The organism is Sphingomonas sediminicola (assembly GCF_049991885.1).
In the GTDB taxonomy this organism is placed as follows: domain Bacteria; phylum Pseudomonadota; class Alphaproteobacteria; order Sphingomonadales; family Sphingomonadaceae; genus Sphingomicrobium; species Sphingomicrobium sediminicola.
Genome location: NZ_CP178916.1, coordinates 127,805 through 141,351, shown reverse-complemented (window position 1 = coordinate 141,351; position 13,547 = coordinate 127,805). Strand labels below are relative to the sequence as shown.

Genomic DNA, 13,547 nt, shown 5'->3' with positions numbered 1-13,547 from the left:
CTGGGCGATCAGCTAAGCGACCACAATCCATGACGAGCCTCGCCGTCTGCCGTGACTGAGGAAACCATGCTATTTAAGGTCATCATGCACTCTGGGAGGGATGCCATGACAATCCGCCTAATGCTGCTTACTGCGACAGCGTTGCTGATCTCATCATGTGACACCGGAAAAGAGAATGCGAACGGCAACTCGTCCGAGGCCGCTGTGAGCGTTAGCAGCACTGCTGACGAGGAAGCTATTCGCGGCCAGGTCGCTCGATGGCTCGAGCTCGTTAAAGCGAAAGACGCGGCCGCTATTGCCCAGTTGTATACCGAAGACGGCGCCGTGATGCCGCCAAATACGGCCATCGGCAAAGGACGGGTAGCGATTCAGCAGACTTGGGCTTCGATGATGAACACGCCCGGCTTCGAACTCACGTTCGCTCCGGAGCAAATTGTCGTGTCTAATTCCGGGGACATGGCGCTGGATCGTGGAACCTACCGGCTGGCGGTTGCGCCATCGGGTAAGGCTCAGAGCGACACAGGGAAATATGTTGTGGTCTGGCGCAAGGTCGGCGGCGAATGGAAAGCAGCTGCCGATATCTTCAACAGTGACCTGCCGGCGGGGGGAGGCTGACCGACGTAACGCTCACTGGCCGCTAATGGCAGGAATGGGTCGAAAGCAGACATAGGCAATAAGCCTATTTCGTCGCAGCCAGCAAATAATTGAGCCGCAAATCCTCACTCAAGTGGAGCCCGCGCGTCGGGCTGAAGGCGAGGCCTTCGACGTCGAGGCATTTGAGGCCGGCCTTGGCCAGCAACTGCTTCATCCGCTCCGGCGCGATGAACTTGTCGAAGTCATGCGTGCCCTTCGGAATCGCTCCGAACCTTTCGGCGAGGGTGATGGTGATCAGCTTCGACCAGGCCGTCGCGTTCGGGGTCGACATGATCAGCAGGCCGTCCGGTGCGAGCCGCTCCGCCAGGTCGTTGAGGAATTGCTGTGGGTCGGCAGTATGCTCGATCACTTCCATCGACGTGATCAGGTCGAACGTACCGTCAAGGCCTTCAACCGCCGACACGCGATAGTCGATGTCGAGGCCCTGACCTGCCGCATGGTCGCGGGCGACGCTGATCAGCTCTGGCGTCGGGTCGATTGCCGTGACCTTCGCCCCTAGCCTCGCCAATGGCTCCGCCAGCAAACCGGCACCACAGCCCACGTCCAGTGCAGTCTTTCCTGCCAGCGGACGGCGGCTGTGCTCGTCGAGCGCCCAGTGCTGGTCGATCCAGTCGCGGATGTAGCCCAGCCGCACCGGGTTGAGCTTGTGCAGCATCGCCGACGCGCCCTTCGGGTCCCACCAGTCCCCGGCGAGCTTTCCGAACTGCTCAATCTCTTCTCGGACGATGCTTGTTTCCGCCATAGTCGCCTCCTAACAGGGCGCGCCCGATCACCCAAGGAGCCCAATGCCTCGCATCGTCATGAAATTCGGCGGCACGTCGATGGCGGGCATCGAGCGCATCCGCAACGTGGCGAGTCGCGTGCGACGCGAGGCCGAGGCCGAGGCGGGCAATGAGGTGCTGGTCGTGGTTTCGGCCATGGCGGGTGAGACGGATCGGCTCGTGCAGCTGTGCCGCGAGGCTGCGGCGCTTAGCGATCCCAAGGAATATGACGTGGTCGTCGCGTCGGGCGAGCAGGTCACGTCCGGCCTGCTGGCGATGACCCTTCAAAACATGGGCGTGAAGGCCCGCAGCTTCATGGGCTGGCAGCTGGTCCGGGCGTCCGGCGTCCACGGCAATGCCCGCGTCGAAGCGATCGAATCCGCAACCCTCGACGAAGCACTCAAGGGCGGCACCGTTGCCGTCATACCAGGCTTCCAGGGTGTTAGTGAGGACGGCCGTGTCGCCACCCTCGGCCGCGGAGGATCGGACACCTCGGCCGTCGCCATCGCTGCCGGCGTGAAGGCCGACCGCTGCGACATCTACACCGACGTCGACGGCGTCTACACGACCGACCCACGCATCGTGCCCAACGCGCGCAAGCTCAACCAAGTGACGTTCGACGAAATGCTCGAACTAGCCGGCGTCGGAGCCAAGGTACTGCAGGTCCGCTCGGTCGGTCTCGCAATGCGCGAAAACATGCCCTTGCGCGTTCTGTCAGCGTTCGAGGACAAGCCCGGCACGGATATTGTTGCCGAACTTTCAGGAGCGGAGATGGAAAGAAACCTCATCGCGGGCATCGCCGCCGACCGGAACGAGGCACGGATCACGCTGACCGGCATCGCCGATACGCCGGGCACGGTCGCCGCCACGATCAGTCCGATCGCGGAGGCCGGAATCCAGGTCGACATGATCGTCCATGCGGCGACGCCGAACACGGGCTCGTCCGACCTAACCTTTACAGTTCCGCGCGCTAGCCTCGCCCAGGCGATCTCGGTGATCGAACAGCGCAAGGACGCGATCGGCTATTCCGACCTCGTGCAGGACCCATCGGTCGCGAAGGTCAGCATTGTCGGCGTCGGCATCCGGTCAAACCCGGCGCTGGCGGCGAAAATGTTCGAAACCCTCGCCGAGCGGCGGATCAACCTGCTCGCCGTGTCCACGTCCGAAATCAAGGTGAGTGCTTTGATTGCAGAAGACGAACTGGAACTGGCCGTCCGCGTGCTTCACACGGCCTTCGGCCTCGACGACCAGAGTGCTGCGGCATGAGCGGGGAAGGCCTGATCGCCGAACCCCGCGCCGTCCACCAGTCGGTCGGCCATGCGCGACTAAAGGAATTGATGCATCGCGGGACGGAGTTCCTGGGCTGCGACTTTGCGATCATGGGCGGCGCGATGAGCTGGGTCAGCGAGCGCAACCTCGTCTCCGCGATCTCTAATGCCGGCGGCTTCGGCGTGATTGCCTGCGGCGCAATGACGCCTGAGTTGCTCGACACCGAGATCGCCGAGACCAAGGCGCGCACCAAGCGACCGTTCGGCGTCAACCTGATCACCATGCACCCGCAGTTGTTCGAGCTTATCGACACCTGCGTGAAGCACGATGTCGGCCACATCGTGCTCGCAGGCGGCCTTCCGCCGGGCAAGGCGATCGAGAAGATCAAATCGCATGGCGCCAAGCTGATGGCCTTCGCCCCCGCGCTTAGCCTTGCCAAGAAGCTGATGCGCTCGAACGTCGATGCCATCGTGATCGAGGGCATGGAGGCCGGCGGTCACATCGGACCCGTCTCCACGACCGTGCTTGCGCAGGAAATCCTGCCGCACGTCAGTCACGACATTCCCGTCTTCATCGCTGGAGGCATCGCACGCGGCGAGGCGGTCGCCGCTTATCTCGAGATGGGCGCGGTCGGCGTCCAGCTCGGCACCCGTTTCGTCTGCGCGAACGAGAGCATCGCTCACGCCAACTTCAAGAAGGCCTTCATCCGTGCCTCCGCACGCGATGCGATCCCGTCCGTCCAGATCGACCCTCGGCTGCCCGTCATCCCCGTCCGCGCGCTCAAAAACCGCGAGATGGAGAACTTTGCCGCCAAGCAGCGTGAGGTCGCGCAAAAACTCGACGAAGGCGCGATCGAGATGGCCGAGGCCCAGCTCCAGATCGAGCATTATTGGGCCGGCGCACTTCGCCGCGCGGTGATCGATGGCGACGTCGAGACGGGCTCGGTCATGGCCGGCCAGTCTGTCGGCATGGTCACCCGCGAGGAACCGGTTGCGGAGATCATCCGCGAATTGATCGACGAAGCTGCCGCAGCATTGGAAAGCCGGGGATAGCGCGAACGAGGAAGCGCACATGACGGACCAGGTCACTACCGAACGCGAAACCGACGCGAAGACTCGGACGATTCAGACGGTGAATCCCGCTACCGGCCAACCCGGACGCACTTACGAAGAGGTTAGCACCGGCGACGCCAAGGCCGCCGCGGCGGCTGCGCGAAAGGCGTTCGAATCCTGGCGCCGAACCTCCTTCGCCGAACGCTCGGCCGTCATCCGTAAGGCGGCGGAGGTTCTCCGGCGTCGCAAGGACGAATTCGCGGCGCTGATGACGGAGGAAATGGGCAAGACGCTCACCGACGGCCGCGCCGAGGTCGAGAAATGCGCCTTTCACTGCGACTGGTTTGCTGAACACGCGGAGGGCTATCTCGCGAACGAACAGGTGGACGTCGGTGGCGGCGAGGCGTTCGTTACATTCAATCCGCTCGGCGTCGTGCTGGCGGTCATGCCGTGGAATTTCCCGTTCTGGCAGGTCTTCCGCTTCGCTGCGCCCGCACTGATGGCCGGCAACGGCGCACTGCTGAAGCATGCGAGCAATGTTCCCGGTTGCGCGCTGGCGATCGAGGAAGTGCTCCACGAGGCAGGCGTGCCTCGCGATCTTTTCCGTACCCTCCTCCTCCCGAGCAGCGAAGTGAAGGCCTTGATCGAGGACGACAATATCGTCGCAGTCACGTTAACCGGAAGCATCGCTGCAGGACGGAGCGTCGCGACCGCGGCGGGCGGGGTCCTCAAGAAGTGTGTGCTAGAGCTTGGCGGGTCGGACGCTTACGTCGTCCTCGAAGACGCCGACATCGGAGCGGCAGCGAAGATCTGCGCGACCGCCCGAATGGTGAACGGCGGCCAGAGCTGCATTGCCGGCAAGCGCTTCATCGTCGTCCGCCCGATCCTCGAAAAGTTCGAGACCGCCATCGTCGAGGCCATGCGCGCCTTTGAGATGGGCGATCCGCGCAAAGAAGGCACGAAGCTTGGGCCACTGGTCAGCGAGAAAGCTCGCGACGATATCCATGAGCAGGTCGAGAAGAGCGTAGCCAATGGCGCTCGGCTCCTGCTCGGGGGCGCAGTGCCCGATCGTCCGGGGGCCTGGTATCCGGCGACCGTTCTCGCCGACGTCCGGGAGGGCCAACCGGCGCATGACGCGGAAATCTTCGGCCCGGTCGCCGCGATCATTGCTGCAGACGATGAAGCCGACGCCATCCGCATCGCCAACAACAGCGAGTTCGGCCTGGGCTCCGGAGTCCTGACCGGCGATCTCGAGCGCGGCCGCCGCATCGCGGCACAAGAACTTGAAGCAGGCATGAGCTTCGTCAACGACAACGTCCGCTCCGATCCGCGCATGCCGTTCGGCGGCGTCAAGCATTCCGGCTTCGGCCGAGAATGCTCATCCTTCGGCATCCGCGAATTCACCAACATCAAGAGCGTGCAGGTCGCAGCCGACAAGACCGAGGACGTCAAATCGGTCCAATAGACGGGTTAAGAAGTCAAAATATCGCGCAACTCCAACAGTCAGGCGTTAATTCCTCGGACCGAAGCGCACGGATAGCCCCTTCAGGCGTACCCTCGCTGATACGACTCAGGGGGTGGACCATGCAGCCGGCAAACGCGACGCGTGAACGGACGATTCCTTCGATCGGGAGCGAGGACCTGGCCGAGGGTCTGATGCTGATCCGCGCCAGCACGCTAAAGGTCATTCGGCTGCAGTTGGCCATGGAACGACGCGACCGGCGCGTCGCCTTGGAGGCCGTTGACGATCTCGTCGCACTGGACCGAAGCCTCGAGGACTATCTGGCGAAGGTTCCGACCGCCCACGACGATGGAGTGTTCGGCAATGTGCTGGAGTTGGAGCGTGCTGCTCTGAACGTCGAGAAGCACACGCTTGTCGCCGGGATCAGCCAGCGCGACTGGCAAATCGAGACGCCGCAGCCGGCAGAAGCCGCCGATCCAACGGCGGAAGAGTGGACCGTCTGCGACGACGAAGAGACCGAGGGACCGAACTGGTGGCGGCGGGTCGCGATCTTCGTCCTGGTCGTCGCCGTGGCTTGCGGGGCCTATTTGCTGGGCGCCTCCGGAATGAAGCCGGATCTGATTGCGAGGCTCCTGTGATCGCCTCCGACAGCATTCTCCGCGCAAAGGAGCTCGACGCCTACGAGGCGATCCCCTCGCTCGACCGGCACGGAGAAACGGTGAGGCTGATCCTCGCCGAGGTTTCGATGCTTTCGGAAAAGTATCGCTACGTGCAGAGGCATGATGTCCCGCACGTACGTGAACTCGCGAAGATGATCGACCTACTCTGGCAGGAAATCGAGATGGAGTCGTACGAAGAAATACAAGTCGATCCGCTCGAACAGCTGGGTACATACTAGCTTTCGACTAGCAACCGCGTGACATTGGCGCAGCGCATCTGTTAGCGCTCGACCATGCCGCTGAGCGCTGCCGCCTCCGCCCGGGAAATCCTTACGGGCCTGCATGAAGTCATGGCCGGCCGCGGCAGCGCGCAGGCTAAGCTCGACAAGGTCGTCGACCTGATCGCCGAGGCGATGCAGAGCGAAGTTTGCTCGATCTATCTTCTTCGCGACAACAAGCTCGAATTCTTTGCGACCCATGGCCTTCGCAAGGAAGCCGTGCACGTTACGAGGCTTGGAATGGGCGAAGGCCTCGTCGGCACGATTGCCGCTGAAGGCCGGATCCTGAACCTTGCCGAAGCGGCAGACCATCCTGCCTTCGCCTACCGTCCGGAAACGGGCGAGGAGAGCTTCCACAGTTTCGCCGGGGTTCCGATCGTCCGGCTCGAAAGCCCGATCGGCGTGCTTGCCGTCCAGCATGCCGAACCGCGTCGCTACGAGGACGTCGAGATCGAGGCGCTGCAGACGGTCGCGATGGTCCTGTCCGAGATGATCGCGGCCGCGCGGCTGGTCGATGGGGCAAGGCGAAGCCGCCTCCGCAGCGCTGGGCCGCTGCGCCTCGCCGGACTCAAGCTTGTCGCCGGAATGGCGAAGGGCGAAGCGGTCTTCCACCAGCCTCGCATCGTCGTCGAGCACACAGTCGCAGAGGACATCGAGGCCGAGCGTGACCGCGTCTACTCGGCCTTCCGCAAGATGCGCGAGCAGATCGATGCGATGACCAAGGAGGCCGAGTTCGGCACCGCGGGTGAGCATCAGGAGATCCTCGAGACCTACAAGATGTTCGCCTACGACGAGGGTTGGTCGCGGCGGATCAACGAGGCGATCGACAGCGGCCTGACGGCCGAGGCGGCCATCGAGCGAGTCCAGCAGCGCACTCGCGCCCGCATGCAGGATATCGACGATCCGATCCTGAAGGAGCGGATGCACGACCTTGAGGACCTGTCGAACCGGCTGCTTCGGATCGTGTCCGGGCGCTTCGGAACGGCGGCCCAGACCGGCCTTGCGCGCGATACGGTTCTGATTGCCCGCAACCTCGGCCCGGCCGAGCTGTTGGAATACGACCGCCGCCGGCTGAAGGCTGTACTGCTCGAGGAAGGGTCGCTAACCGCGCACATGACCATCGTCGCTCGGGCGATGGGAGTGCCGGTCGTCGGACGACTGACCGACATCCGCCACAGCGTCGAGGAAGGCGAGCAGATCCTCGTCGACGGCGACAACGGCAGCGTAATCGTCCGGCCGGGCAAGGTCCTCCTGTCCGGTTTCGAACATCGGCTCGCGACGCGGCAGAAGCGGCGTGCCGAATATGAAGCGGTCCGAAATCTTCCCGCGGTCACGCTAGACGATCTACCGATAAGCGTGATGGTCAATGCGGGCCTCGCCGAGGACGCCGTCAATCTCGACGCGTCGGGCGCCGACGGCATCGGGCTGTTCCGAACCGAGTTCCAATTCCTCGTTTCGGCGACCCTTCCCGGCCGGGATCGCCAGCAAAGGCTCTACTCGAAAGTTCTCGCCGCGGCGGGCAGCAAGCCGGTCGTCTTCCGAACGGTCGATATTGGCGGCGACAAGGCTCTCCCCTACCTGACCGACATTCGCGACGAGGCCGAGAACCCGGCCATGGGATGGCGGGCGATCCGTCTCTCGCTCGACCGCTCGACCCTTATGAAAGCGCAGGCCCGCGCGCTAATCGAGGCATCGGGCGGCAAGGTTCTGCGCGTCATGTTCCCGATGATCTCGGAACCCTGGGAATATGACGAAGCCCGCAAGCTGTTCGAGGAACAACTCGCATGGGCACGCAAGTCGAAGCGACCACTCCCCAAAAAGGTCGAGTTCGGAGCAATGCTTGAAGTGCCGTCGCTGGCCGAAATGCTCGACCTGCTGCTTCCGAATGTCGACTTCCTTTCCATCGGCACAAATGACCTCACGCAATTTCTGTTCGCTGCGGACCGGGCGGATCCCCGGCTCGCCGAGCGCTACGACTGGCTGAGCCCGGCGATCCTCCGCTTCCTGAGGCGAGTGAACAAGCAGGCGCGCGAGGCCGGCGTTCCGGTGCGCGTGTGCGGCGAAATGGGCGGCCGCCCCCTTGAGGCGATGGCCCTGATCGGAATCGGGATCGAGCAGCTTTCGATCACTCCGGCAGCCGTCGGACCGATCAAGGCGATGATCCGTTCGCTCGACGCCGCTCGCATCCGGACCAGGATGGAGCAACTGCTGGATCTCCCGCCCGCGAACATGCGGAAGGCGCTTTCGGACTGGGCCCGGCGGCATAAGGTATCGATTGGCTGAGGCGGTCCGAAACGGCGGTTGACAGCTAGGGCCCCGACTTCGACAAGCGGGTGGAATTTCGGGTTGGAGCGGATGACGGAACAGAGCGACGACATCATCCAGACGACGGCGGTTGGAGAGCGGCTTCGCGCGGCTCGTGAGAAGCAGAAACTGTCCCTCGAGGACATCGCTACACAGACGCGTATCCCGCTGCGGCACCTCGAAAATCTGGAGGCCGGCGACTGGTCCAAGCTCCCGGCGCCAACTTACACAATCGGATTTGCGAAGAGTTACGCGAGCGCCATCGGCCTCGACCGGACCGAGATCGGCGACGACCTCCGGGCAGAGATGGGCGGGCAGAGATTCGACGCTGGCAGCCCCGAAGTCTTTGAACCCGCCGACCCGGCGCGGACGATGCCGCGCTGGCTCGTTCTTTCGGCAATCGGCGCAATCGTGCTGCTCGTTGTCGTAATGACTTGGCTGAACAACCGGTCACTCGAGCCCGAAGCGGCTGCCCCCGCGCCCGAAGCAGCCGCAACTGCGCCGACGCAGCAGGCCGGTCCGGTTCAGACACAGCCGGCTCAACCGCAACCGCAGCCGGCCCAGGCCGCGAGCGGCGCAGTGGTTCTCACGGCGACGGATGCCGCGTGGATCCAGATCACCGACGGCGGCAAGACGCTGTTCTCGGGCGAGCTTGCAGCAGGCCAGAGCTACACCGTTCCGCAAACGGCGACCGCGCCTCTGCTTAAGGCCGGGAAGCCCGAAGCCCTGCGGGTCACGGTTGGCTCGGCCGTAGCGCCGCCCGTCGGTACGCCCGGCAAGGTGGCTTCTAACGTGAGCCTTGCCCCGGCCGACCTCATGCGTGGCGGCGCTGGCACGACACCATCGGCACCTGCGACGCCGCCCGTGCAGAACAGCGCGGGTTAGCTTTTCGCGCCTGATCCACTGCACTCCGCGCTTGGCTTAGGCGACTGTTCCGAATAGATTTTCCCGCGGGGAGGGAACATGAGAACCGTACTTTTCAGCACCGTAGCCGCAACGCTTCTGGTCACCGCGCCCGCGGCGGCGCAGGTCCAGCCGCAATATTCGGCCGCGCAGCCGCAGCCTGCCGCAACCCAGGCGTCGGTCATCAATCTCGACAACCGCATCGTCGCGCTGGAGCGCCAGATCGCGGACCTGCTGCGCGCCGAGGAAGAAAACGGCCGACGCATCAGCCAGCTTGAGTCGACCCTGCAGCAGGAGCGCGAGGCGAGCGCACAACGGATTTCAACACTGGAAAGCCGCCTTGCCGCCGGGACACCAGCGCCAACTGTGACCGCATCCGAACCAGCGTCCGAGAAGCCGAAACCAGCCGTTGCCGGCAAATCATCCACGCCGAAGCCAGTTGCAGCCGTCGCATCGACGGACACCGACCCGGCCGAGGAAGCCTATGATGCCGGCTACCAGCTCTGGAAGGCCGGGAAGTACGACGAGGCGATCGGCGCCCTGCGCGCCTTCAGTTCTGCCTATCCGAATCATCGCCGGACGAGCTGGGCGAACAATCTCGCCGGCCGGGCAATGCTAGATAAGGGCGAGGCGCGTGCAGCCGCGGAAGTCCTGCTCGCCAACTATCGCGGAAACCCGAAGGGTGAGCGCGCAGCGGACAGCCTCTTCTACCTCGGCCAATCGCTGATGAAGCTCGACCAGCCAAGCCAGGCCTGCAAGGCCTACGGAGAATTGGAAGCAGTGTACGGCTCGAACATGCGGGCTGACCTGCAGAAGATGCTCCCCACCGCGAAAACGCAGGCAAAGTGCAAGTCATGACGTAAGGGGCCATATATGGTCCCCAATGTCGCGCTCGTTGATCGATTCCGCGCCGATCTCGACACGCTGATCGAGCCAGGTACGCGGTTCGGGGTCGCCGTCTCCGGTGGACCGGACAGCCTGGCGCTCCTGCTGCTTGCTGCATCGGCACGGCCGAGTGAATTTGAGGCCGCCACTGTCGATCATGGTTTGAGACCCGAAAGCGCCGCGGAAACCGAAATGGTCGCGAACCTGTGCGAGGCGATGGACGTCCAGCACGCCATCCTCACAATCGAATGGGACTTGCCGCCTGCGTCCGCAATTCAGGAGCAGGCACGTGCGGTTCGGTACGGCGCGCTCGCAGGATGGATGCACGAACGCGGCCTCGGCGCACTCCTGACCGCACACCATCTCGACGATCAGGCGGAGACCCTGGTGATGCGGCTGAACCGGGGGTCGGGCGTCCGCGGCCTGGCGGGGATGCGCCGCAAGTCGAAGGTGCCGGGCTATCCCGACTTTGCGCTGCTACGGCCGCTGCTGAGTTGGCGGCGGGCCGAACTCGAGCGCGTCTGCAGCGAAGCAGGCGTCGAACCGGTCGCCGATCCCAGCAATCTGGATGAGCGCTTCGAGCGAATTCGAATCCGGCAGGCGCTGGCTGCGGCCGACTGGCTGGACCCCGAAGCGCTCGCCCGCAGCGCCGAAAATCTAGCGTGGAGTGATGAAGCGCTCGAGTGGGCCTCCGTCCAGGTTTGGGCCGGGTTCGTCGAAGAGAACGACAATGAAATCGTCTATCGCGACCCGGGCGCACCCAGGGGCATCCTCCGACGCATCGTTGCCATGGCAATCGCCCGGCTCGGGAATGAAGGCGAGCCTGACGACCTCCGTGGACGGGAGATCGACCGCCTTCTCAGCGATTTGGAGGCCGCAAAAACGACAACGTTACGGGGAGTCCGCTGTAGCGGCGGTCCGCGGTGGACCTTCTCGCGAGCAGCACCGCGCTCGCGCTGACGTGAACGTCAGCTCATTACCAAGGTAACGCTCGCGGCAAGATCGGAATGGCGAAACGGCTTCACGAGGCGGGGAACGTCCGAAGCAATTCCGGTCTCGTCGGCATATCCGGAAACGATGAGGACCCGCATTTCCGGCCAAATCTCCTGCGCCTCTCTGACCAAGTCCGTGCCGCTCTTTCCGGGCATGAGGTGGTCGGTGACTAGAAGGTCCGGACGGAAGCCGCCCGTCAGGATCCGAACAGCCTCCTCCGCCGATCCCGCTTCCGTCACGGTGAAGCCGAGCTCGGAAAGCATGTGGGCTGTACTGGCGCGAACAAGGGTCTCGTCATCGACCAGGAGAACTTCTCCGGCTCCAGCGGAAGCCTCCGGCTCCCTGCTCTCCTCGGACAACGCGGCCTCTTCACCCGCGACCGGAAGCCATAGTTCTACGCAAGTCCCGACGCCGGGTCGGCTTGAAATGGTGAGCGCCCCGCCAAGCTGGGAAGCCAGTCCGTGCACCATGGAGAGGCCTAGCCCCGTTCCCTGGCCGATGCCCTTCGTGCTGAAGAACGGCTCGATTGCGCGGTCCAGTGTCGGCCGGTCCATACCAACACCAGTGTCAGAAACAGCCAGGCGAATATATTGGCCGGGTGGAAGCTTTGACTTGTGCCCGCGCTCGATCAGCTGGCTTGAGGCAACAATGGATAGCTTCCCGCCGTCCGGCATCGCATCGCGCGCGTTCACCGCGAGATTCAGAATCGCCATCTCCACCTGATTGGCGTCCGCTCGAGCAGCGGGAAGATCGGACCCAACGACGACCTCGACCTTCACGCGCGGTCCGGAAGTGCTTTCAACCAGTTCTGCCATTCCCGCAACGAGCCCGGCAACGTCGACGGCCACAGGCTGGAGGGGCTGCCTTCGCGCGAAGGCCAGGAGACGCTGAACAAGTGTCTTGGCGCGGTCGGCCGACTGCAGCGCACCTTCGATCAGGCGCTGGGTCCGCTCGTTCCCGACTTTTTGCCTCTGGAGCATGTCGAGGCTGCCGATAATGGGGGTCAGCAAGTTATTGAAATCGTGCGCGACGCCGCCGGTCAGTTGCCCCATGGCCTCCAGCTTCTGGCTCTGGCGCAGAGCCTCCTGCGCCTGTTCGAGCTCCGCTGTCCGCTCGACAACCCGGCGTTCCAGGCTGTCGTTAAGCTCGCGCAGATCCTCTTGTGCGCGGTGAATTTCGGTGACGTCGTGGCCCTCGCAGAAGATGCCCGTGACGCAACCGTCTTCATCAGTGACCGGCGCATAGATGAAATCGAGGTAACGCTCGTTCCCGGCTGCTCCGTCCTGGACGTTTAGCCTGACCGGAAGGGCCTCCGCGATGTACCGTTCCCCTGTCTGGTAAACCCGGTTCAGCAGCTCGAAAATTCCCTGCCCTTCGAGTTCCGGAAACAATTCGCCGACCGATTTGCCGAGGTAATCGCGCTCGCCGAACAGGCGTGTGTAAGTCGAATTGACAAATTCGTAGCGATGTTCGGGTCCATTGAGGACCGCAATGAAACCCGGAGCCTGTTGAAACTGTCTGCGTTGCCGCTCGATCTCCGCCGCGCGCCTCCTGTCCGCAAGCACGCGATCGGTCGTTTCGTTTCCTTGGTTGAGGATGCCAACGACGGTTCCTTCGTCGTCGAGCAGAGGCGTAATACTGTAATTCCAGTAGGTCTCCTGCGGAACGCCGTCGCGCTCCATCCACAACAGCTGGTCATAGGTGGAGAAGCCTTTGCCCGTAGCAATCACCTGCTCGAACTGAGGACCGACAACGTCCCAGATGTCGGCCCAGACCTCGGCACCGGACCGACCGAGCGCCCACGGATGACGTTCTGCAGGGATCGGCGCCCAGGCATCATTGTAAAGAAGCCGAAGCTCCGAGCCCCAATAGATCGCCGTAGGAAAGCTTGAATGCAGGCAGACGGACAGTGCGGAACGCAGCGAATGCGGCCACGAACGCGGATGTTCGAACGGCGTGCTCGCCCAGTCATGGGCGCGGATCCGCTCGCCCATCTCACCGCCGCCCCGAAGAAACGGAAGGGACGAAAGTTCAGGCTCGGACAGCGGACGGCACTTTGTTCATGACGCTCCTGTAACGCGCTGGAGACTAAACACAATTGCGTGTCGGCCGATGGCAGTTACAGAAGAAATGGGGGCGCAAAGAGCGACGCCTGAAATACCGCGATTTTAATCGCTGGGTTACATTATCTGGGTTAGGTGCGGCGTGGGGCCTGTCGGCCGCTTGAATCGTCTAGCAACGACAGCGTCGGCAGGTCCCACCCGCTCGCCGCTACCCCCCCGAGGCAAACGGCTGTATAGAGTCGCTTGAGGCTGTTGCTCGAACGC

The 13,547-nt window shown here is 63.5% G+C and carries 12 protein-coding genes; 10 read left to right on the top strand and 2 right to left on the bottom strand.

What is annotated here, in order from left to right; translation table 11 throughout:
• Positions 1-51: 51 nt before the first annotated feature.
• Positions 52-615, top strand: coding sequence for a YybH family protein (locus ACMC5O_RS00720; protein ID WP_426693098.1), 564 nt, complete (start codon positions 52-54; stop codon positions 613-615).
• Between the two features lie 64 nt (positions 616-679).
• Here ACMC5O_RS00720 and ubiG read toward each other — a convergent pair whose 3' ends face one another.
• Positions 680-1,396: a bifunctional 2-polyprenyl-6-hydroxyphenol methylase/3-demethylubiquinol 3-O-methyltransferase UbiG gene (gene ubiG, locus ACMC5O_RS00715; protein WP_187708117.1), complete on the bottom strand. Its 717-nt coding sequence runs from the start codon at positions 1,394-1,396 to the stop codon at positions 680-682.
• A 43-nt stretch (positions 1,397-1,439) separates the two neighbouring features.
• On the opposite strand from ubiG, the gene ACMC5O_RS00710 reads away from it, so the two are divergent.
• From ACMC5O_RS00710 to tilS, 9 genes are all read left to right on the top strand, one after another.
• Complete coding sequence (locus ACMC5O_RS00710; protein ID WP_187708118.1) at positions 1,440-2,681, top strand: aspartate kinase; 1,242 nt, start codon at positions 1,440-1,442, stop codon at positions 2,679-2,681.
• Positions 2,678-3,736, top strand: a complete 1,059-nt coding sequence (locus ACMC5O_RS00705; RefSeq protein WP_426693097.1) for an NAD(P)H-dependent flavin oxidoreductase — start codon at positions 2,678-2,680, stop codon at positions 3,734-3,736. Before ACMC5O_RS00710 ends, ACMC5O_RS00705 begins: the two co-directional genes overlap by 4 nt.
• Positions 3,737-3,755: 19 nt before the next feature.
• Positions 3,756-5,201: an NAD-dependent succinate-semialdehyde dehydrogenase gene (locus ACMC5O_RS00700; protein WP_187708119.1), complete on the top strand. Its 1,446-nt coding sequence runs from the start codon at positions 3,756-3,758 to the stop codon at positions 5,199-5,201.
• Between the two features lie 119 nt (positions 5,202-5,320).
• A complete protein-coding gene (locus ACMC5O_RS00695; RefSeq protein WP_187708120.1) occupies positions 5,321-5,836 on the top strand; it encodes a hypothetical protein in 516 nt (171 codons plus the stop codon).
• The gene (locus ACMC5O_RS00690) at positions 5,833-6,096 is read left to right on the top strand and encodes a hypothetical protein (RefSeq protein ID WP_187708121.1); all 264 of its coding nucleotides are present in this window, start codon (positions 5,833-5,835) and stop codon (positions 6,094-6,096) included. Before ACMC5O_RS00695 ends, ACMC5O_RS00690 begins: the two co-directional genes overlap by 4 nt.
• A 54-nt stretch (positions 6,097-6,150) precedes the next feature.
• The gene (gene ptsP, locus ACMC5O_RS00685; protein WP_426693096.1) at positions 6,151-8,418 is read left to right on the top strand and encodes a phosphoenolpyruvate--protein phosphotransferase; all 2,268 of its coding nucleotides are present in this window, start codon (positions 6,151-6,153) and stop codon (positions 8,416-8,418) included.
• Positions 8,419-8,490: 72 nt separating this feature from the next.
• Positions 8,491-9,324, top strand: a complete 834-nt coding sequence (locus ACMC5O_RS00680) for a helix-turn-helix domain-containing protein (RefSeq protein WP_187708122.1) — start codon at positions 8,491-8,493, stop codon at positions 9,322-9,324.
• A gap of 78 nt (positions 9,325-9,402) precedes the next feature.
• Complete coding sequence (locus tag ACMC5O_RS00675) at positions 9,403-10,200, top strand: tetratricopeptide repeat protein (protein ID WP_187708123.1); 798 nt, start codon at positions 9,403-9,405, stop codon at positions 10,198-10,200.
• A gap of 15 nt (positions 10,201-10,215) precedes the next feature.
• Positions 10,216-11,187, top strand: coding sequence for a tRNA lysidine(34) synthetase TilS (gene tilS / locus ACMC5O_RS00670; protein ID WP_187708124.1), 972 nt, complete (start codon positions 10,216-10,218; stop codon positions 11,185-11,187).
• 8 nt (positions 11,188-11,195) lie between these two features.
• On the opposite strand, the gene ACMC5O_RS00665 is transcribed toward tilS, so the two are convergent.
• Positions 11,196-13,214 carry a PAS domain-containing protein gene (locus ACMC5O_RS00665; RefSeq protein ID WP_187708125.1) on the bottom strand — a complete coding sequence of 673 codons (2,019 nt, stop codon included), beginning with the start codon at positions 13,212-13,214 and terminating at the stop codon, positions 11,196-11,198.
• Between the last annotated feature and the right edge of the window lie 333 nt (positions 13,215-13,547).